The following is a 20801-nucleotide window of genomic DNA, read 5'->3' as shown; positions in this document are numbered from 1 at the left end:
CGCAGTTGGGCATATGGCGCAACAAATCGATTGCGGTGGACAGCGACGAAGCCATGGACAAGTTTACTGATTACACCATCTATGGCTACCGACCGCGCGGTTTCAACATGGCGGAAAAGTTTCTGCGCTTGTTCAGTAAGGAAGCCGACGACTACGAGTTGGCCCTACTTCGACATTTGCGCCATGCCCGCTATGCGATCTACCAGATCGAGGATACCGACGGCAGCGAATTTTTGCGGGCAGTCGATGTATTCAGTAAACAAACCTATCGCTTGATGGACTATCAAATGGCGAAAACGGCTTATACCGGCTTGATGCTAGCGGGCTATCTGGTTGACTTCGACGAGTTCACGATCCAGACCGGCGGCACGGTATTGGTTACGCGCGAGATTTTGCAGGCTGATGAAGTGGAAGCCATCATCGACGAAATCGACGACGAACAACTAGCGAGCTTTTTGAATGACGCCACCAACGGCGCCAAACTGGCCAGAGCAATCGTTACCGCGACGTTTAGATTTCAGCAATCCAGCAACTTCAAGCATCACCGGGTTTGATATGCACATAGTTCAAGCACTTGATAAACCGCTCGATTAAGCGCATTATTTGACACTCGTTTCTCCGTATTCTCAAGGAGGCTTTATGTCTCATATCAGTGCCAACGATTTAAAGACCAAAGGTATCGCCGCAATCGAAGCGGCGTTGAGCGAGTCACCCGAGGCGATTGTTTCGGTGCGCGGCAAGGATAAGTTTGTAGTGATGGATTTAGCCCATTACCATTATTTACGGGAATGCGAACTGGATGCGGCGTTAGCCGAAGCTCGCGCCGATATGGCGGCGGGACGCTTCGTCCAGGAGTCCGCCGAAGCCCATCTGGCGAGGTTGGATACGCTTTAATGGCTTACGCGCTGATTTTTACCGAGCGTTACAATCCCCGGGCGGCGCGCTTCATCAAGCAACATCCTGAGCTTCGGCAACAATACCTAAAAACCCTGCAATTGCTGGAAGCCAATCCGTTTCATCCGTCGCTGCGCCTGCATCCGTTGCGCGGCAAACTGGATGGATTGCATTCGGTGTCGATCAATCTATCCTATCGAATCACATTGGAACTACTGATCCAGGGCGACCAAATCATTCCGGTGAATGTCGGGAACCATGATGCGGTTTATTAATCACTAACCAAAAATTCAATAGTAGTCGTTTGCAGGGCGCCAACAGCAACAGCAATCCGCAACATAAAATGCCGCAGGGTTCCGCACAGTTCTCAGACCAGTCAGCTCCCTAACTACCCGATAACTCAAGCCGTTATGACACGTGATAATATAGCTTTCATAAAAACCAGAACCGGTTTTCATTTTGCAAAATACCTTGCCAACATCGATCAGACCGGGGTAACTCTTATTTTGTAAAAAATAAAGCCCTTTGTTTTCAGGGTCTACAGGTCATTGTTCGATTGACTCTTTCAATTTGCCGAGTCGATTGAAAGAGCGCTTATAGCTGGCGGGCCAGCTCTATTTGCCAGTCACTCAGTTTACCCATCGAGTTACGCGGCAACGCAACGCCAACGGTGAAATGTTTGGGAATGTGTAAGGGGGGAAGACGGTCAGCTAGCCAAACCGACACATCGGCAATTAATTCGGCGTCCGAACGGCGGGGGGAATTGGGTACAAGAAAGGCTTTAAGTTGATGCCCGTGCAATCTCACCGCCGCCGCTTCAATTCGGCCATGCTGGCAGATCAATTTGGCAATGTCGTCCGGATAGACATTCGTACCGCCGAGTTGAATCGCTCCGTCTCGACGATCACCGATCATGAAGCTATGTTGATCCAGCCATTTCAGATGGTCTGGGATGCCGGCACTATGGAAGCTACTGACCAAATTGTTGTGCTCCATGCGCCAGTGCGGCATCAGCGCGAATGCAGAGTCGGTGTGTTTGCGAAAGCCGATGCCTCCGGTTTCCGATGCGCCGTAAATTTCGAGAATTTCAGCCCCCTGTCCATGCAATGCCTGTAACACTTCGGCTTCACATGGGGCAGAGGCGGTGATTGCGACAGCGCCAGAGGGCAAAACCTGGCCGGCTTTGACCCATTGCCGCCAAAAGTCAGGGACCGCGACGATGATGTCACCCTGTTGAAACTCCCGCTGCAAAGCTGACAGCATGCGCCAACGGCCATCGAGTACTTCGGGTTGATCGGTTAATGCAGTAGGCAACAGGATTGTAAAAATGAAGCCATAAATATGATGGGCGGGCACCAGAGTCCATATACGCCTTCGAAACGGTGTAGTTTTGGGTAATAGATGCTCGGTAATGAACTGGATTTCTGTCATCAAATGTGCGGTCGGCAGGCAACAGCGCTTGGCTGGCCCCGTCGACCCGGAACTAAAGAAACTGATATTTTGATGTGCCTTTTCCAGACTCTGTTCGGCTACTGCTTTCCAGTTTTTCAAAGAGGGCTGGATCAGTAACAAATCTTCCAATCCTGAGTCATGAATGTGCAGCCGTTGCGCAAACTGCGTGGCACAGTCGAGCAATTCGATCGAATCCATCGCCACCGGCGGCTGCAACCAATTATCAGCAAGCGTAATGTTTTGTATGGAAGGTACGAAGCCGCCAAGGCGCTGCGCGGCAAAATAGCCGGAAACGATATCAACTATTAACCGGCGAAGATTTGCGCTAGTCGCCCACCACATCGTGTTTATATCCGTTTTACGAAAATCCAATAAGTGTTACCGCTAAGCGATTTCTTCATATGCACTTTCACTTTGGTTGGGCGCATGTTGTAGTCGAAGGTATATTCGAATTTTTTGTCCAACGCCCCTCTACGCACGCCTTGATCGAATTCGCCTTTGAATTTGGGCGTGTTGGTACATGGAGCTACATCGGTAAAAAAGTTCTTGCCCAACACCTCCTGAGGATTTCGTCCGGTAATGGCCCCTTCAGCGGCATTGTAGCGGATGATTACGCCGTTATTGTCCAGTTCCACGGCGCCAAACGCCATACGATCGATTTCAGCCGCACTCATGTTTCTGATGGCATTAACAATGTCGTCCCGGCCGAATTCCACTGAACTCGAACCGGATTGGTGTTTGAAACGGGAAACGAGTTGTTCCAGTTTCTTGGCACGTTGCGACAATATTTCGCTGACTTCCTGGTTTTGATTCATCGCTTGGGTGTTGGCTTCCGCAAGCTGGTTAATACGCAGCATGCTCTGGCTGATCTCTTCGGCGGACTGGTACTGCTGCTGGGCCGCTACGGAAATTTGTTGTCCCATGGCGTTAACCGAATCGACACGATGGTTTATCTCATTCAGTGCAGCGCCGGCGGAATTTGCTTGTTCGACACAGTTACGAGCGTGCTCGGTGCCCTTGCCGATAGCATTGGTCACATCCCGCGCCGCACCTTGCAAATCGACGATAATTTGATGAATTTGCTGAGTCGCACCTTGAGTATCCGATGCCAATTTACGTACTTCATCGGCTACCACAGCAAAACCGCGACCGTGTTCGCCTGCTCTGGCGGCTTCGATGGCGGCATTCAAGGCTAACAGGTTAGTCTGATCGGCAATCTTGGCGATGGTGTCTATCACGTCACCGATATTTTGGCTGCCTTTATCCAACCGGGTCACAGTACTCTGCATGCCTTCCATTTGGCTGGCCAACGAACCGATAGCATTGATGGTTTGGTTTACCACATGCAAACCGGTTTCGGTTTGTTGTTTGGCATTGGACGCTGAAGACTGAGTTGCTTCTGCATGATGGGCCATGCCGTTGGAAGAGTGCGCCATTTGCGAACTGGCTCGGACTACCTGATCGGTTTCACGTTGTTGCGAGGTTGCCAAATCGATGCTCTGTTGGCTGTTAGCGATAAACTGTTCAACCGCAACATTAAGATCATCCGAGGTCACGGCCACTTCTTCGATGATATTTTGCAAACCGTCGGAATGGTGATTAAAAGCCGAAAATAACTGTGCCAATTCGTCATCACCCTCAGTTTCCAATCGGGTATGCAAATTTTGCTCCATGCGTTTCAGCTGCCATATTGCCTGCTCTATGGGTCTGCGGACGCGTACCTCTATCGTCATGGACACAGCGAATACTGAACAGGCTATCAGAGCGACAAAGCCTCCAGCGAATAGGCGTAAGGCGTTGTTCAGTGTCGCTATCAGCTCGTTTGCTGACATGGTGACCAATGGTTGACTTTGTAGCCAGACCCAATAAAGAGCGCCCAAAAGCAAGAAGAAAATGCTTACCAGAAGGATATTCCCGATAACGCGCGTTTTGATTGAAGTTTGATTAAGCATTGCTCTATTGAAGATTCGTTTGTATTGTCACGGAATCAGCATTCCATCGAAGTATTGTTTTGCCGAAATAAAACTGTGACAAATCCGGCAGGTTTAGGCGCGCTCGCGCACTGAAACGCCGAGCTTTAACCGTGCATAGGCTGTCGAGGGAAAAACAGCCTTTCAACGAGCTCAGGGGGAACCGATAAAACTTGGCGGGCGGATAATGCGCCAGTTCCGAAGATTTTCAATACCGTCAAACTTGACGACGGAAAGCCGGAAATCTCGATTGGTTCAGTTTTGACGAAACGTCGAAGCCACCCTCAGCAAATCCTCCGCGGTATCTACCCCCGCCTCCGGCGTCCTCTCGACAATCTTCACCAAGACACGCTCTCCGTGCCAGAGAATCCGCAATTGCTCCAGCGATTCGACGCCCTCCAGCGGCGAAGCGGGCCAATTGCAATAACGGTTCAAAAAACCCACGGTATAGGCATACATACCGATATGCCGTAAATGCGAGAAAGCCGCGGCGGCGATATCGTGTTTGTCGGGGAACGTGGTCCGGCTCCAAGGAATCGGCGCGCGGCTGAAATACAACGCATAGCCGTTTTTATCCAACACCACTTTCACGGCGTTGGGATTGAAAATTTCGTCGGCATCCAAAATCTTAGCCGCCAACGTGGCAATGCCGGCCTGGTCTTGTCCCGCCAGCGCCAAGGCCGCGTCGCGGATGTAAGCCGGCGGAATCAACGGCTCGTCGCCTTGCAGGTTGACCACGATTTGTTCGTCGGCCCAGCCCATGATGCGCGCCACTTCGGCGATGCGTTCGGTGCCGGATTGGTGATTGGGATCGGTCATCACCGCCTGCAACCCCAGACTGCCAACTGCATCGAAAATGCGCTGATCGTCGGTGGCAACGACGATTTGCTCGGCGTCGGCTTCCAGCGCCCGCTCGCAAACGTGGACGATCATCGGCTTGCCGGCGATGTCCAGCAGAGGCTTGCCCGGCAAGCGGGTGGAGCCGTAGCGAGCCGGAATCACGACCTTGAAGCCGGCGCTCATTTTTTCAGCGCTTCGGCTTCTTCGAAACTCAGTTCGCGGGCTTCGTCTTCCAGCATCACCGGAATACCGTCGCGGATCGGAAACGCCAGCTTGTCAGCCTTGCAGATCAACTCTTGCTTGTCTTTATCGTAAATCAGCGAGCTTTTGCACAGCGGGCAAGCCAGAATATCGAGCAGTTTTTTATCCATGGGTTTTGGTTTTCAATAGTTTTAATAGCTGTTGAGAAAATGCCTCGGGCAATTCGGCATCAATGGGTAAGCACCAGAAATTATCGGCGGCAAAGGCGACGCACTTGACGGCGTCTTTTTCGGTCATCACCACCGGCCGCTGATCTTTGAACCGCAAATCGGCAGCGCTAAATGGAAGATGATCCGGATAAGCATGGGTTTCACAGACCAGGCCGGCCTCGGCCAATTGGCTGAAAAACCGCTTGGGATTGCCGATCGCGGCAACGGCATTCACCGCCACGCCTTTAAAATCAGCCAACGGTCGACTTTCGCCGGTTTTTAAATTACTCAGTTGTTGCCCCCGGCATTGCATCGGCCACTCGCCTTCCAGCAATTCCAACGGGCCGTTGACCACCACCAGATCGACCTGTTTGATCCGCTCCGGCGGTTCGCGCAGCGGGCCGACCGGCAGGCAGTAGCCGTTGCCGAACCGGCGCTGGCCGTCGATGACGACGATTTCGATGTCGCGCTCCAGCGCATAATGTTGTAAACCGTCGTCGGAAATAATCACGTCGCAGGGGTGGTTGGCCAGCAGATGTTTGGCGGCTGCCGGCCGATCCCGGCCGATTGCCACAGGGCAGCCGCAACGGCGGGCCAACAACACCGGTTCGTCGCCGACGCTGGCCGGGTCGCTGTCCGCTGCGACCAGTTGCGGGCCGGAGTCGGCCTTGGCGCCGGCGTAACCGCGACTGATCACGCCGGGTTTATAGCCTTGCTGGCGCAAAAATTCGACCATCCAGACCACCAACGGCGTCTTGCCGGTCCCACCGACCGTGATGTTGCCGACCACGATCACCGGTACCGGCAGCCGGGTTTTTCGCTTCAGGCCGACGCGGTAAGCGAAACGGCGCAAGCGCACCGCATCGACGTAGAGCATCGACAACGGCATGAACCAGGCCGATATGTACATCTCGCCATACCAGGCATCTTCGAACCATTTCACGAGTTTTTTGTTCATGGCTGTTCCGGCTGGTTGACGGCAAAGGTAATGTGGTGGAAACCAAGTTGGTTGGCCACGTCCAAGGCACTGACCACGGCTTGGTGCGGCGCCTTGCCGTCGGCACTGATGATGAACGGCAATTGCCGGGTTTCGCCGGCGAACTTGGCCAGCGCCGCTTTCAGGCCGTCAAGATTTTGGTTGACCAGTTCGTGAAACTGGTTGTCTTCGCCGGACAAAGAGTAGACACCCTTGGCGTCGACATACAAATTGATGGTTTTGCCCGGCTCTGCCGCGTCGCTGCCCTGCGCTTCCGGTAAATTGATCTTCAGCTCGGAATGGTGGCGGAACGTCGTCGCCACCATGAAGAAAAACAGCAGAACCAGCAACACGTCGATCATCGGAATCAAACCGATCTCGACCGGAGCCCGGCGGCGACGGCGAAATTCCATTACACGTCCTCTCTGGCGCCTTGCATGATGTCGACCAGGCGCAACGACTCCTCTTCCATCCGCACCACGTGGTCGTCGACCAGACGCTCGAAATAGCGGTGAAAAAACAGGCTGGGTATCGCCACGGTCAAACCGGAAGCGGTACAGATCAACGCTTCCGAGATACCGCCGCTCAACACCGCCGGGTCGCCCATACCGCCGACCGCGATATCGGAAAACACCCGGATTATACCGTCCACGGTGCCCAATAAGCCCAGTAATGGCGTGATCGAAGCGATGCTGCCCAAGGCGTTCAAGTAGCGCTCCAGCTCGTGAGCCACCTGGCGGCCGACTTCCTCGATACTGGATTTCATGATCTCGCGGCCATGTTTGCGGTTAAGCAAGCCGGCGGCCAAAATCCGTCCCAGTGGCGAACTCAATTTGATACGGCGGATGGTGGCTTCGTCGAGCTTGTTCTCCCGATGCAATTGCCAGATGTACGGCACCAGGTCGGCCGGAAGAATGCGTTTACGTTGCAGCGACCAGAATCGCTCGCCGATGATCGCCATCGCCACAATCGAACACAAAATGATCGGCGCCATCATCCAGCCGCCGTTTTTGATAACCTCGAACACTTGATAACCCTTGTTAGTAAATCGTCACAATTTTAACCCAATCTGGGTCGCGATTCGCGCGCCAGGCCGACGAAGGCGATCAACCAAGCCACGCCGCAAACCAACGCCGCAATCACATAAACTTCGCGCCCGCCCAACAAATCCCAGAAATAACCGCTGTACAAACTGCCGATCATACCGCCGACGCCGAAACTGGCACTACTGTACAAGGCTTGGCCCTTGCTCTGATGGCGTTCGCCGAAATAATGGTAGAGCAGCTGCATTGCCACGACGTGCGCGACACCGAACGTGGCGGCGTGCAGCAGCTGTGCGCCGATGGTCAAAGCCAGCGATCCGACACCGTCGGCAATCAACAGCCAACGCACCACGCTGAGCGCAATCGCCCACAGTAGCAGGCTGCGCGGCTTGCACCAACTCAGCAGACGCCGCATCGCCAAAAACAGCACGATTTCGGCGCCGACTCCGGTGGCCCATAGCAAGCCGGTTTCGCTGGCGCTGTACCCGTGTTGCTGCAAATATACAGAATAGAACACGTAATAAGGGCCGTGAGCCACTTGCAGCAATAAATAAACCAGCAGAAACGCCAGCAATTCCCAGCGCAACAACACCTGCCAGATGCCCGGCCCGGCTTGACCGCGACCGTTACCGGGCCGGGCCTCCGGAGTCAGCAGCGCCGCCAGCCAGTTAAACAGCATCAAACCGCCGATGATCAACGGCAAGTTGGCAATACTGAAATAATCGAGAAAGCGGCCGATGCCGAGCACGGCCGCGATGAAACCGATCGAACCCCACAAGCGGATCTGGCTGTAGCGCTGCGGCTCGGTCTGTAAATGAAACAACGTCGCGGCTTCGAACTGCGGCAGCGTCGCGTTCCAGAAAAAGCTGAAGCCGACGGTGACTAGCGCAAACCACCAGTAGTCGTTGCGGAGCAAAAACCCGGCAAAACTGGACGCCGCCAGCACCAGCGTCAGCCGAATCAAACGCAGATTGCGGCCGCTTTTATCCGCCAGCCAGCCCCAATAGTTCGGAGCGACGATTTTGGTCGCTACCATCAGCGCGGTCAGCTCGCCGATTTCATCGGCAGCAAAACCGGCCTGCTTCAGGTATAAGCTCCAGAACGGAAGAAACGCCCCGAGCGTCGCGAAATAGAAAAAATAAAAGCCGGATAACCGCCAATACGGAACGGGCATTTAGCGCAAGACAGGCAAACCGCAGTCGACGTGCAGATTTTGGGCGCGGTGGCGTAGCAGGTGGTCCATCAACACCAAGGCTACCATAGCTTCCGCAATCGGCGTGGCGCGGATGCCGACGCAGGGATCGTGGCGGCCCTCGGTGACCACTTCGATCGGCTCACCTTTGGTGTTGATGCTGCGGCCCGGCAGGCGCAGGCTGGAGGTCGGCTTCAACGCAATCCGGGCGACGATGTCCTGGCCGGTGGAAATACCGCCCAAAATGCCGCCGGCGTGGTTGCTCAAAAAACCTTCCGGCGTGATTTCGTCGCGGAATTGGGTGCCTTTGGTAGCAATGCAGTCGAAACCGTCGCCGATTTCGACGCCTTTCACCGCATTGATGCTCATCAACGCGTAAGCCAGTTCCGCGTCGAGCCGGTCGAAAATCGGCTCACCCAGACCCGGCGGCACTTGGCTGGCTACAACCTCGATTTTGGCGCCAATCGATTCGCCTTCCTTGCGCAGCGCGTCCATGTATTTTTCCATATCCGCGACTTTGCCGGCGTCTGGACAAAAAAACGGGTTATTGCCTATTTCATTCCAGTCGAATTGTTCGATCTTGATCGGACCGAGTTGCGACAGGTAACCGCGTACCTGAATACCGTGTTGCTGAAATAAATATTTCTTGGCGATTGCCCCGGCCGCCACCCGCATCGCGGTTTCCCGCGCAGACGAGCGGCCGCCGCCGCGGTAGTCGCGAATACCGTATTTGTGGTGGTAGGTGTAATCGGCGTGGCCGGGACGGAAGCTTTCGGCGATTTTGCCGTAATCCTTGGAGCGCTGGTCGGTGTTTTCGATCAACAGACCAATCGGCGTACCCGTGGTTTTACCTTCGAACACGCCGGACAGAATCTTGACCTCGTCGGCCTCGCGGCGCTGGGTGGTATGGCGCGAGGTGCCCGGTTTGCGCCGATCCAAATCGATCTGCAAATCGGCTTCGCACAATTCCAGTCCCGGCGGGCAGCCGTCAACGATCGCCCCCAAGGCGGGGCCGTGGCTTTCGCCGAAAGTCGTAACAGTGAACAGTTTGCCTATGGTATTTCCGGACATGTCAAAGCGCGTTGGTGAAGAGTGAATGGTAAGCGGAAACTTGTTCGGCGGTCAGCAGAAACACGCCGTCGCCGCCATGTTCGAATTCCAGCCAGTGGAACGGTACTTCCGGAAACATGTCCTGTAAGGTCTGAGCGCTGCTGCCGACTTCGACCACCAGGATACCCTGCTCCGCCAGATAGCGCTCGGCGTCGACCAAAATTCGCAGCACCAAATCCAGGCCGTGTTCGCCGCCTTTGAAGCCCAGCGCCGGTTCGGCATGAAATTCCGGAGGCAGGCTTTCCCACTCGGCTATGGAAACATAGGGCGGATTGCTGACGATGATATCGTAAGGTTTTGCCGGCAGTTTATCGAATAAGTCCGACTGGTAGAGCTGCAATTGCTCTTGCAACTCGTGCTGTTCCAGATTGATGCGCGCCACGGCCAATGCGGCGTCGGAGAGTTCCACCGCATCGACTTGCGCTTCGGGGAAGGCATAAGCGCAGGCGATGGCGATGCAGGCGCTACCGGTGCATAGGTCGAGAATGTTGAATACTTGGGTTTCGTCGACCCAAGGCTCGAAGCGTTCGTTGATCAATTCCGCGATCGGCGAGCGCGGCACCAGCACCCGTTCGTCGACGTAAAACGACAAACCGGCAAACAGGGCTTCGTGGGTCAAGTAAGCGGAAGGCTTGCGCTCGACGATACGCCGCTCGATGAGTTCGGCCACTTGCTGGCGCTCGGCCATCGTCAATACGCTATCCAAGTAACTGTCGGCCAAGTCGTAGGGCTGGTGCAGGGTATGCAGCACGATTGCCGCGGCTTCGTCCAGTGGCGTTACGGTGCCGTGGCCGAGAAATACCTTGTGTTCGGCAAAGCGGCTGGCGGCCCAGCGGATGTAATCTCGAATGCTGCTCAGGGTTGTAATAACATCCGGGCCTGTTATAGTCATAGCGTATCCGTGTGTAAAAAATGCAGCGGCGGATTTTAAACCAAACCCTTGCCGCTTGTCCGAATTAAGCAACGTCCATGACCGAGGCCGCAACCCATCCGCTCAGCGCCAAGCTGGCGAAAAACCGCTTGTACCAGGATTGCTTCAAATACATGCAATCCGATTCGCTGGCCTTGCCCACCATTCCGGACGTATCGCTAAAAATCCGCCGCGCGATCAACGAACCCAGCGCCAATAGCAACAAGATCGCCCGCGTGGTGCAAATCGACCCCAGCATCACCGCCCGCCTGGTCAAGATCTCGAACAGCCCGCTATACCGCGGCCGACGCCGCATCGAAAGCTGCCCGGAGGCCTTGACCCGACTCGGCTTGAAGGCAGCGCAAGACATTATCACCGCGTTTGCCTTGAAAGCCGTGTTCAATGCCCGTTCGCCGGTGATCCGCCGCAGAATGCAGGAGCTTTGGGCTCACAGCAGTTACGTGGCGGCGATCAGCGCGGTGCTGGCGCATAAGACGCCGGGCTTCGATCCGGACCGGGCCATGCTGGCCGGCCTGATCCACGACATCGGCGTGGTACCGATACTGGCTTACGCCGACCGCCAGCCGGATATTCTGGACAATCCGGGCGACCTGGCCGAAGCCGTGCGCGAATTGCGCAGCCCGATCGGCGTACAGATCGTGCGCAAATGGGACTTCCCGGCCGACTTCGAGGACGTGATCATTCACGCCGAAAACTGGCGGCGCGACAGCGGCGAATCGGCCAGCTACAGCGACATCGTCATGATTTCGCAATTGCACAGCTTCATCGGCAAAGTCGACGTCAAACAGATGCCGAAGATGGACGAACTGCCGGCCTACAAAAAATTGGCGGCCGGGAACCTGGATGCCGACTTGAGCATCAACATTCTCGACCAGGCCAAGGACGAGATCGAACATATCCGGCAAATGCTTAGCTAAAGCGCGGTTTTTCGTTGCGGCGATTGGCATTGGCGCCGGGTTGCGGAATAATCCCGCCGGCAAATCCTGCGGCCGCTTGCGGCCGATAAATTTCCGTTCAAATCCGCCAAGGAGACAACGAATGAAACTTACCGTTTTAACGACGACCGCCCTGCTGCTATCCAGCGGTATCTCCACCGCCGGCACACTGGGCAACGGCACTTGGGTTCCGGCCGCTTGCGGCACACTGCCGGAAACGCCGGTCGTAGACGACAGCGATGTCGACGCGTTCAATAAAAGTATCGCCGCGATCAATACCTGGCAACAAAAATCGCGCGACTATTTCGAGTGTATGATCAAGGAAGCCAATGCCGACAATGCCACCATCGCCGACAGCGCCAACCAGGCTCAAGCCAAATACCGGGAAACCGTCGAGAAAGTCGGCACTCAAGCCGACGCCGCGAAGAAAAAGCTGGATAAGTAACGCCCGCTGCGGAAAACCGCGCCTGCCGTCGGCATCAACCAAGCAACCCTGCCCGTAAACGCAACACACATGAAAATACTCAAACTGAAGCTGCCGATTCTGGCGCTGGCACTGCTGTCGTCCGGTTGCGCCAGTATCGGCAAAGGCATTACCGAAGCCATCCTGGAGAAACAGGAAGAAGAAGATACCCGCATCTGCGAGATCAAAGGCGAAAAATTCAGCGGCATCAAACCGCAATTGGAAGCCTCAGGCCGCAAAATGAAGCTGTTGATGGTGCACGGCGTCGGCAACCATTTGCCGGGCTATTCCACCCAATTCATGGAAAAGCTGGCGAAGGAGTTGGATCTGACCGTCACTTCCAGCAATGTCAAAAACATCCGTTTGACCGACGCCAAGGATCCGGCCCGGCCACTGGGCAATTTGCGCATCAACCGCTACCTGAATGCCGACCGGACCCAGGAGATGCAGTTTTACGAATTGACCTGGTCGGAAATCAGCGCCAAGGACAAGGAAGTGCTGTCATACGACAACTCCGGAGAACAGTCGTTTCGCCGAGCGGAAGTCAACGACTTGTTGAAGAAGTTCTCCAATGACACCGGCCCGGATCCGATTATCTATCTGGGAGAAAAGCGCGAAGACATTTTATCGGCCTTCGCCCAGTCGTTTTGCTGGATGATACACGGCGATTGGAACAGTCTGCCCGACGACGTTCAGCAAAGCTGCTCCACCAAAAACGTCACGCCGTTTTACAACGACAGTTACGCCTTCGTCTCGCATAGCCTGGGCAGCCGGATCACCATCGACGGTCTGCAACACATCGCCTCGAAATTGAGCAGCGGCGATACCGCCAGCTACTACACCGCGTTGACCAATGTCTTGAAAAACAAGGAAGTACCGATCTACATGATGTCCAACCAATTGCCTATGCTGCAACTGGGGCGCAGCCTGCCGGAAGTTGCCAACCAGGCCCAGGCCTATTGCAAAAGCGACGGAGCCAAATACAGCGAACGCATACTAGGCAGAACCTCGGTGATTGCGTTCAGCGATCCCAACGATTTACTGAGTTATGCGATCCCGCACGATTTCGTCAACAAGTATCTGGACTCGCGGCTGTGCATTAACGTGACCAATATCAACATCAACGTGGCCCGGGTTTACGACGCGTTCGGCTTAGGCAAGCTCGCCAACCCGATGGACGCCCACATCGGCTACGATACCGACGAGCGGGTAGTGGCGATGATCGCCAAAGGTATTGCCAATGACAAAACCGCGCCTATCGTCAACGAACGTTGCCGTTGGATAGAAACCATCGATTGACGGCGTCAGCAACAACGTTTGACGCCGCTCCATTTGCGCCGGGTTTCGGCGGCGAAAAACGCCTTGCGGCTGAGCGGTTCGGTTTGTTGGCCGGCATGCTCGGCCTGCCAATGGCGCAAGTAACGTTGGTATGCCGCGTCGCCGTTCAGATCGCGCCAGATTCGCAGCAAAACTTGCGGACTAAACTTCATGGATGGGTTCTGCCTCCGGTTGCGGCGCGAGTTTGACGCATTCGAACATCAAATCGTCCAGTTCGTGTTCTTGGTGCCTTTCGGCATCGTATTGCAAACCGCATTCCTGCTCTTCCTGAATATGTTTGATCGTGCCGTGGATCGATACCGGCACCCCCGACTCCGGCAAGATGATCGAGATCCGCAACTCGGCCTCTTCGATGGATTGGCCCAGCGGCTCGCATAAACGAATCTTGATCCCGCTGTAACTCATGTCCACCACATGGCCGTCGATCACGATTTCGCCTCCGGGCGGCGGCGGATCGATAATGATGTGCGCGACCAATCCGGCCGGATTAAAACGTATTCTGCTGCGGTTGTCGTTCTCCACGAATCTGTACTCCTGAGTTCGGTTTGCCGAAGTATAGGCACAAACCCATAGCCGACACAATTTATCCGCGATTACAGCCTAACACTGAAACTAGTCCGCATGCCAATAGCGGCGCCGGCGTTGTCGCTCGGCAGACGGATCTTGACCGCTACCTCGAACCTCGATGGCTCCGAGCTCGCCGCTAGTCATAAACGCCGCCGGCAATCGTCGATAGCGCTCCACTACCTGACTATGCGGAAAACCGAACCGGTTGCCATAGCCGGCTGGAATCAACACCCAGTCTGGCCGGACCGCGTCCAGAAATGCCTGGCTAGACGATGTCTTGCTGCCGTGATGCGGAGCCAGCAAGATCCGGCTGGACAACTGCCCGCCGTATGCAGCGACCAACCACTGTTCGGCGGCTTGTTCGATATCGCCGGTCAACAATGCACTCTGTCCGGCCGTAGCAACCTGCACGACGCAGGAATTGTCGTTTTCCTTGTCGAATGTCGGCTGCGGCGGTGCCAGCACGCGGAAGCGCACGCCGTCCCAAATCCACTCCTGCCCTGCCCGACAATAACGGCCGCCGTTGCGCTCGGCCCATTGCGGCACGCTGCTGACCAGCTCCGCTACCGGCAGCTCGGCCAGCACGGACTCGGTACCGCCGCTATGGTCGTTATCGCCGTGACTTACCACCAGCGTGTCGACCCGGCTGATACCGCGCCAACGTAAATACGGCAACACCACCGATTCGCCCATGTCGTTGAATTCCGAATATTTGGCGCCGGTGTCGAACAGCAAGACATGTTCGGCGGTCTGCACCACCGCCGCCAAACCCTGGCCGACATCCAATAGCGTCAACCAGAACTCCCCTACTTTGGGCTTGGCGACGGGCGGAAAACACAACGGAATCAGCAGCAACGGGCTCAGATGCCTGCCGGGAAACCCGCGCGGCGCCAACGCCAGCAAGATGCCTATCGCCGCCAACGGCAAAGCGTACCAAGTTGGCGGCGGCAAACTCCACTGCGACAACGGCAACGCTGCCAGGCGCTCCAGCATCCACCACAGTAGCTGCAATAACGAATCGGCCATTTGCAGTAGCAACGCTGCCAGAGTCGGCCAAACGAACAGCATCGCTACCGCCAGTAATGCCAACGGCACCACCACCACGCCGATCAGCGGTACGGCCAACCAGTTGGCAAGCGGGGCGATCAACGACACCTGTTGAAAAAACAATACCAATAACGGCGCCAGTCCGATCAAGCTGGCCCATTGCGCGGCGGCCAGTTCCCGCCAATAGCCGGGGCGGCCCAACCGCCCGGCCGAGACGTAGAGCAATAACGCCACGGCGGCAAACGACAACCAGAAGCCAACCGACAAAACCGCCAGCGGGTCGGCAACCACTACGGCCAGTAATGCCCAAATCAGTACTTGGCCAGGGGCGGGATTGCGTTGCCAGGCTATTGCCGCCAACACGACTCCAAGCATGATCAGCGCCCGCTCCGTCGGCGCCGAAAAGCCGGCCAGACCGGCATAGAACAGCGCCGACAGCCAGGCGATCAGAGCGGCGATCCGTTGCGGCGCGATAGCGAGGATGCCAGACCAGGCCCAGATCCGGCGCGTTGCCAGATAAACCCAGCCGGCCAACAAGCCGATATGGGAGCCGGAAATGACGATCAAATGCACCACGCCGGTAACGCGGAATACCTGCCATTGGTTCTGACTGACTGCGTTCTGGGTACCGATCGTCAAGGCTTTGATTACGCCGAGTTGGGGGCTGCCGGGTAACGCCGCGTCGATTTTATCCGCAATCCGGCTGCGGCAGACCGCCAGATAGCGGCCTAAACTGGCGACGCCGGTGATCGGTTGCGGCGACGGCTTGCTCTTTACATATCCCGTCGCGCCGATACGATTGGCAAACAGCCAGGCTTCGTAATCGAAGCCGCCGGGATTGAAGCGGCCGCGAGGTTTTCGCAACTTGACCTGGAATCGCCAACTTTGTCCCGCCTTGAGTTCGAACTCCGGCGTATACCAGGACAAACGCATCTTGTCCGGAACGTCGTCCGGCGCTCGAGTGACCGTAAAATCGAAACCTGTTCGGTGTTCTTGTATTTGCGGCAAACTGGCGATGTAGCCCTCGACTTCGATTTCGGCATTTTGGTAACGGTCCGGCAGTTGCTGCGCCATGCGCCAGGCACCAAATGCGCAAGCCCATGCCAGACCTAACATCAAGCTCAACACCATGTAAAGGCGGCGGGCGCAAGCCAGCAATGCGCAAACCGCCAAACCGGCGCATTCCAAGAGATTCGGCAGCCGACTAAACTGCTGAACCGCGACAATACCGACAAAGAACGCCAAGCTGTAACCGATCATCGGGGATTTCCGCCGGGGATATACGAAAGGGAGACAAATTCGTACTCTACCATGCAACCTACGCTGCCAACCAATTCGGCCAGTCTAGCCGATTTTTCGGCCAACCGCGGCAGGGAAACGCGTTAAACTGCGCCGATTTTTTGGCGGTATCCGTCAACCAAACGAAAACGCAGCAATTGACACCGATTGCTCCTTCTTGATCAACCACTGCAATTTAACGCTAACCCAGCTATGCCAGAACCGCATTACCCGTTAATCGTCCGCCCCCGCTTTATCGTCAACGCCAGAAAATTCTGGCGGCAATGTCATCTGGTGTTGGCGCTGGGCCTGGGTCTGGTATTTGCCTTGATCGGCCTCACCGGCAGCCTCAGCGTTTACCGCGAGCAACTGGACAGCCTGTTCAATCCGCAACTGCGGATCGAAGTTCCGCAAGATGGTGTGCCACTGCCGCTGGAGAAAATCCTGGGTTCGTTGCGAACCGCGCATCCCGACCGCCACGGCGCCTGGACTCTGGAACTGCCGCTCGCGCCGGACCGGCCGCTAACCGCCTGGTTCGATAAACCCAAAGAAAGCGTCGACGCGTTTTACGCTCCGTTGATGGTTTCGATCAACCCCTACACTGGAGCGGTGTTGGACAGCCGTTTGTGGGGCCAAACCTTCGCCACCTGGGTCCTGGACTTGCACGCCCAACTGCAACTGGACGCCGCCGGCCGTTGCGCGACAGCCATTCTGGGCGGCCTGCTGATGCTGTCTACGCTTAGCGGCCTGTATTTGTGGTGGCCGGGCTGGCGGAATCTGGCCGGCGCTTTCCGCGTCCGCCGCGATAATAGCCTGATCGGGCTGATATTCGACCTCCACCGCTGGTTGGGCTTGGCCGCGGCCGGATTTTTGCTGTTGCTGGCGTTCACCGGCCTGCATTTGGCCTATCCGCCGTTACTGGAAAGCCTGACATCGGCGGAAGGCATGGGCCACGGCGACGCCGGACCCAACGTGCGCAGCACCGCGGTTCCGAACGATCGGCCTGTATCGGTGGGCGAAGCGATTTTGGTCGCCCGCGGGCCGTTTCCCAGTTCCGAGGTCAGGCGGGTCACCACGCCGGCTGGCGAACTGGGTGTGTATCGGGTCAATCTGCGCCAGCGCGACGAAATCAACCAACACCACCCCTTTACTACGGTCTGGGTCGACCGCTGGAGCGGGCAGATCAGAGACGTCCGCAATCCGCACCGGTTTTCGCTGGGCCAGACGTTCACGGTCTGGCTGTGGCCTCTCCATACCGGCGAGGCCTTCGGCGCCGGCGGCCGGTTTTTATGGTTCTGCGCCGGCTTGACCCCTGCCCTGTTGTTCGTCTCCGGTTTACTGCACTGGCTGTACCGGCACGGCTGGATCGCGGACCACCAACTCGATTGGCCGACGCTGGCCGGCAAAATCCGTAGCAAAGTAGCCGGAGCCGCCGGACTCGCAAAAGCCGCCTGGGCAGTACGGTGGCCAAGGATAAAAATCTGGAGCGGCAAAGCCGGAAGAAAATTATTGGAACGGTTGCAGCGTTAACCGAAACGCGGCATGTTGGCAGTCGCCGGCTTGAGCCGGCGCCAAGTTCGCGGAGCGGCAGGCTAAGCGCGGCAGCGCCCAGCCCGTCGTCCACGTCGGCGGAAACTTATCTTCTGTCAGCCCTTATTATCGACGACAAGGGCCGGCCACAGTGGGCGCAGACGAAATTGCCGGTCGGCAAGCCCAAGACGAATTCTTTCGCCAAAGACGGGTGGCTGCAGTCGCCGCCGTGATTTTTGTTTACCGTGTCGTTTTTCTTAGTGTCCATAATCTTTGCCTCGCTATCGCTCAATTCACAATTCTTATAAGACTTTCCCTACACACCGAACACTAAGCAAAATATGTGCACTTTTTGAATAATCAATAGAAAATAGCTACTTTATGTGATAGATCTCACATCGAAAAACATCTATTACAGAAATGTGTAAAAATTTCCGACTAGAGCTACGGAACTATGTCAGCGACGGAAAACGGCGCCATCCCGCCTGTATAAAGCCACGGGCGATGAAAACAAATCAATTGCCTAACAATAGCTTGTAAAATATTTCGACAAAATAACATTAATAATCTTAATGTCGAAGCATTGATCGGAAACTCCAAGTCGGCAGCCGCGGCGGAGTCCCGGTTTGTATGATATGGCGACACCGAAACATCGGCCGCACCGCACCGCCGCTTCGGCCCAACCCGAAGCGGCAGCCTCGGCGTCAACCGCCGATTAGTTCCAGCATTTCCTCGCGCTGGATCACTTCCTTGTCTTGCAACAATTCGGCGAGTTTATCCAAATGGCCGCGTTTGCCGGTCAGAATCTGCTGCGCCCGACGCTCTGCATCCTCAATCAGGGCGCGAATTTCGGCATCGACCACGCGCGCGGTTTCTTCGCTGTAGTTACGTTGTTTGGATACATCGCCGGCCAGAAATTGCAGTTGTTGGCGTTGGCCGTAAATCAACGGCCCCAGTTTTTTACTCATGCCCAAGTAACACACCATGTTACGGGCAATTTCGCTGGCTTTTTCCAGGTCGTTTTGGGCGCCGGTGGAAACGCTCTGCAACGCCAGTTGCTCGGCGACCCGCCCTGCCAGCAGTATGGCGAGCTGGTCTTTCAGTTCCGCTTCGGTGGACAGGTATTTTTCTTCGACCGGCAGTTGCAAAGTAAATCCCAGCGCCGATACGCCGCGCGGAATGATCGATATTTTGTGCACCGGCTGGCCGGTCGGCACGTTTTCGGCAACCAGGGCATGTCCGGCTTCGTGGTAAGCTACCCGCCGTTTTTCCTCCGGGCCGAGTACCCGGTTTTTCTTTTCCGGCCCGGCCATGACCCGATCGATGGCAGCTTCGAAATCGGCCATGTTTACGGTGTCGCGGCCGGCGCGAGCAGCCAGGATCGCCGCCTCGTTGGCGATATTGGATAAATCGGCGCCGACAAAGCCCGGCGTGCGCTTGGCAACGATGGCCAGATCGACGTCTTTGTCCAGTTGCATGCCTTGAGTGTGCAATTTCAGGATTGCCACCCGATCCAGTTGGTCGGGCTTATCGACCACGATTTGCCGGTCGAAGCGGCCGGCGCGCAACAAGGCCTTGTCGAGAATCTCCGGCCGGTTGGTCGCTGCCATCACCACAACGCCGGAAGTGGCGTCGAAACCGTCCATTTCGGTCAATAATTGATTCAAAGTCTGTTCGCGTTCGTCGTTGCCGCCCATCACTACCGGGCCGCCGCGAGAGCGGCCGATCGCATCCAATTCGTCGATGAATATGATGCAAGGAGCTTTTTGCCGAGCTTGTTCGAACAAATCCCGCACTCGCGCGGCACCGACCCCGACAAACAGCTCAATGAACTCGGAAGCGCTGATATTGAAGAACGGCACACCGGCCTCGCCGGAAACGGCCCGCGCCAGCAAGGTTTTCCCGGTACCCGGCGAACCCACCAGCAGCACGCCCTTCGGCATCCGCCCACCCAGCTTTTGCAGTTTTTCCGGCGCTTTTAAAAATTCGATGGTTTCCTTCAGTTCCTGTTTGGCACTGTCGGCACCGGCCACGTCGTCGAACGTGGTCTTTGAAGTCTCCTGCTGAATGCGCATTTTGTTGCCCAGATTCAAAAAACCGCGGCCGCCTCCGCCAGCCATTTTCGGTAACAGCCACATCCAGATGCCGGCAAAAATCGCGATCGGAATGATCCAATTGAACAGCAAACTGCTGGCCCAGTTATCGCCGCTCCTGACCACATACTCGACCTTATGCGCCTGCAGGTTTTTTACCAACGACTCGTCCCACAGCGGTATCGTGAAAAATTGCTTGCCGATTTTCTTGTCTTCCTGCTTCAACGTGCCGTTGATGAAACGTTGCGTAACGACGGCATTTTCCACTTTGTCTTCGTTGACCAGGCTGATGAACTGGCTGTAGGGAATCTCTTTACCCTGGATGCGTTCGCCGCCGGCAAAAATCGACAACAAAAAAATACCCAGAAGCAGATACAGCCAGAACCGCGATTGCGGCGGCGCCTCGTTACCGGATTGGCCGGCGTTATCTGCGTTCTTGGCATTGAAAGCGCGCCAACGCGCCTGCAGCCAAACCCAGGCAGCGTTTAGCCATTCGACCGCAAGCCGGTAAATCTCGCCGATTTTTTGCTTATCTATCATGACGTTCGCCCTCGTTATAATGTTTGTTCTCCGAATACTCTAACCCAGTTTTACCGGAATTTGTGGAGTATTCAAGTAACACATCCGCAAGGGTCAGCTGAGAGCAACCGGCGTGTTGCGGAAACAGATCGGCGGCAAGTGCGTGGATTTGGCGGACAAAGTCGAAAATTGCAAAGCTAACCAAATCGGAGC

21 protein-coding genes are annotated in these 20801 nt (G+C 55.9%); 7 read left to right on the top strand and 14 right to left on the bottom strand.

The genetic code is table 11. The features are described from left to right. The 3 genes from NP603_RS09770 to NP603_RS09760 all read left to right on the top strand — a co-directional run. Positions 1-554: DUF7986 domain-containing protein (locus NP603_RS09770; RefSeq protein WP_256610677.1), on the top strand; the 554-nt coding region annotated here is incomplete at its 5' end. 85 nt (positions 555-639) lie between these two features. Continuing rightward, positions 640-894: a type II toxin-antitoxin system Phd/YefM family antitoxin gene (locus tag NP603_RS09765; RefSeq protein ID WP_256610676.1), complete on the top strand. Its 255-nt coding sequence runs from the start codon at positions 640-642 to the stop codon at positions 892-894. After that, the gene (locus NP603_RS09760) at positions 894-1169 is read left to right on the top strand and encodes a type II toxin-antitoxin system RelE/ParE family toxin (RefSeq protein WP_256610675.1); all 276 of its coding nucleotides are present in this window, start codon (positions 894-896) and stop codon (positions 1167-1169) included. Before NP603_RS09765 ends, NP603_RS09760 begins: the two co-directional genes overlap by 1 nt. Positions 1170-1488: 319 nt before the next feature. Here NP603_RS09760 and NP603_RS09755 read toward each other — a convergent pair whose 3' ends face one another. The 10 genes from NP603_RS09755 to prmB all read right to left on the bottom strand — a co-directional run bounded on the left by NP603_RS09755 (position 1489) and on the right by prmB (position 10779). Continuing rightward, positions 1489-2718: an AMP-binding protein gene (locus NP603_RS09755; protein WP_256610674.1), complete on the bottom strand. Its 1230-nt coding sequence runs from the start codon at positions 2716-2718 to the stop codon at positions 1489-1491. Next, positions 2694-4298 (bottom strand): photoactive yellow protein, encoded by a 1605-nt coding sequence (pyp, locus tag NP603_RS09750; RefSeq protein ID WP_256610673.1) that lies wholly within the window; start codon positions 4296-4298, stop codon positions 2694-2696. The genes NP603_RS09755 and pyp overlap by 25 nt, the downstream gene beginning before the upstream one ends. A gap of 273 nt (positions 4299-4571) precedes the next feature. Beyond that, positions 4572-5339 carry a 3-deoxy-manno-octulosonate cytidylyltransferase gene (gene kdsB / locus NP603_RS09745; RefSeq protein WP_256610672.1) on the bottom strand — a complete coding sequence of 256 codons (768 nt, stop codon included), beginning with the start codon at positions 5337-5339 and terminating at the stop codon, positions 4572-4574. Beyond that, positions 5336-5527, bottom strand: coding sequence for a Trm112 family protein (locus NP603_RS09740; RefSeq protein ID WP_064029609.1), 192 nt, complete (start codon positions 5525-5527; stop codon positions 5336-5338). Before NP603_RS09740 ends, kdsB begins: the two co-directional genes overlap by 4 nt. Next, positions 5520-6524 (bottom strand): tetraacyldisaccharide 4'-kinase, encoded by a 1005-nt coding sequence (gene lpxK, locus NP603_RS09735; RefSeq protein ID WP_256610671.1) that lies wholly within the window; start codon positions 6522-6524, stop codon positions 5520-5522. Before lpxK ends, NP603_RS09740 begins: the two co-directional genes overlap by 8 nt. Beyond that, the gene (locus tag NP603_RS09730; protein WP_256610670.1) at positions 6521-6955 is read right to left on the bottom strand and encodes an ExbD/TolR family protein; all 435 of its coding nucleotides are present in this window, start codon (positions 6953-6955) and stop codon (positions 6521-6523) included. Before NP603_RS09730 ends, lpxK begins: the two co-directional genes overlap by 4 nt. Next, positions 6955-7569: a MotA/TolQ/ExbB proton channel family protein gene (locus NP603_RS09725; RefSeq protein ID WP_256610669.1), complete on the bottom strand. Its 615-nt coding sequence runs from the start codon at positions 7567-7569 to the stop codon at positions 6955-6957. The genes NP603_RS09730 and NP603_RS09725 overlap by 1 nt, the downstream gene beginning before the upstream one ends. 32 nt (positions 7570-7601) lie before the next feature. Next, a complete protein-coding gene (locus tag NP603_RS09720; RefSeq protein ID WP_256610668.1) occupies positions 7602-8759 on the bottom strand; it encodes an MFS transporter in 1158 nt (385 codons plus the stop codon). Further along, entirely contained in the window at positions 8760-9848 is a 1089-nt protein-coding gene (gene aroC / locus NP603_RS09715) for a chorismate synthase (RefSeq protein WP_256610667.1), read from the bottom strand. Position 9849: 1 nt separating this feature from the next. After that, on the bottom strand, positions 9850-10779 hold the full coding sequence (prmB, locus tag NP603_RS09710; protein WP_256610666.1) for a 50S ribosomal protein L3 N(5)-glutamine methyltransferase: 930 nt from the start codon (positions 10777-10779) through the stop codon (positions 9850-9852). A 77-nt stretch (positions 10780-10856) separates the two neighbouring features. Here prmB and NP603_RS09705 point away from each other — a divergent pair, with 77 nt between their 5' ends. From NP603_RS09705 to NP603_RS09695, 3 genes are all read left to right on the top strand, one after another. Continuing rightward, positions 10857-11735, top strand: a complete 879-nt coding sequence (locus NP603_RS09705; RefSeq protein WP_140912963.1) for an HDOD domain-containing protein — start codon at positions 10857-10859, stop codon at positions 11733-11735. Positions 11736-11856: 121 nt separating this feature from the next. Continuing rightward, positions 11857-12198, top strand: a complete 342-nt coding sequence (locus NP603_RS09700; RefSeq protein WP_256610665.1) for a hypothetical protein — start codon at positions 11857-11859, stop codon at positions 12196-12198. Between the two features lie 69 nt (positions 12199-12267). Then, complete coding sequence (locus tag NP603_RS09695) at positions 12268-13515, top strand: hypothetical protein (protein ID WP_256610664.1); 1248 nt, start codon at positions 12268-12270, stop codon at positions 13513-13515. A 5-nt stretch (positions 13516-13520) separates the two neighbouring features. On the opposite strand, the gene NP603_RS09690 is transcribed toward NP603_RS09695, so the two are convergent. The 3 genes from NP603_RS09690 to NP603_RS09680 all read right to left on the bottom strand — a co-directional run bounded on the left by NP603_RS09690 (position 13521) and on the right by NP603_RS09680 (position 16428). Beyond that, positions 13521-13706: a YbdD/YjiX family protein gene (locus tag NP603_RS09690; RefSeq protein ID WP_256610663.1), complete on the bottom strand. Its 186-nt coding sequence runs from the start codon at positions 13704-13706 to the stop codon at positions 13521-13523. Further along, positions 13696-14076 carry a PilZ domain-containing protein gene (locus NP603_RS09685; protein ID WP_256610662.1) on the bottom strand — a complete coding sequence of 127 codons (381 nt, stop codon included), beginning with the start codon at positions 14074-14076 and terminating at the stop codon, positions 13696-13698. Before NP603_RS09685 ends, NP603_RS09690 begins: the two co-directional genes overlap by 11 nt. 90 nt (positions 14077-14166) lie before the next feature. Further along, positions 14167-16428 carry a DNA internalization-related competence protein ComEC/Rec2 gene (locus tag NP603_RS09680; protein WP_256610661.1) on the bottom strand — a complete coding sequence of 754 codons (2262 nt, stop codon included), beginning with the start codon at positions 16426-16428 and terminating at the stop codon, positions 14167-14169. A 231-nt stretch (positions 16429-16659) separates the two neighbouring features. On the opposite strand from NP603_RS09680, the gene NP603_RS09675 reads away from it, so the two are divergent. Continuing rightward, positions 16660-17976 carry a PepSY-associated TM helix domain-containing protein gene (locus tag NP603_RS09675; RefSeq protein WP_256610660.1) on the top strand — a complete coding sequence of 439 codons (1317 nt, stop codon included), beginning with the start codon at positions 16660-16662 and terminating at the stop codon, positions 17974-17976. A 704-nt stretch (positions 17977-18680) separates the two neighbouring features. Here NP603_RS09675 and ftsH read toward each other — a convergent pair. After that, positions 18681-20609 (bottom strand): ATP-dependent zinc metalloprotease FtsH, encoded by a 1929-nt coding sequence (ftsH, locus tag NP603_RS09670; protein ID WP_256610659.1) that lies wholly within the window; start codon positions 20607-20609, stop codon positions 18681-18683. Between the last annotated feature and the right edge of the window lie 192 nt (positions 20610-20801).

The sequence above is a fragment of the Methylomonas aurea genome, assembly GCF_024505045.1.
Taxonomy (GTDB): Bacteria; Pseudomonadota; Gammaproteobacteria; order Methylococcales; family Methylomonadaceae; genus Methylomonas; species Methylomonas aurea.
Note: the sequence above shows the minus strand (reverse complement) of the source record. Positions and strands in the feature narration are given on the sequence as shown.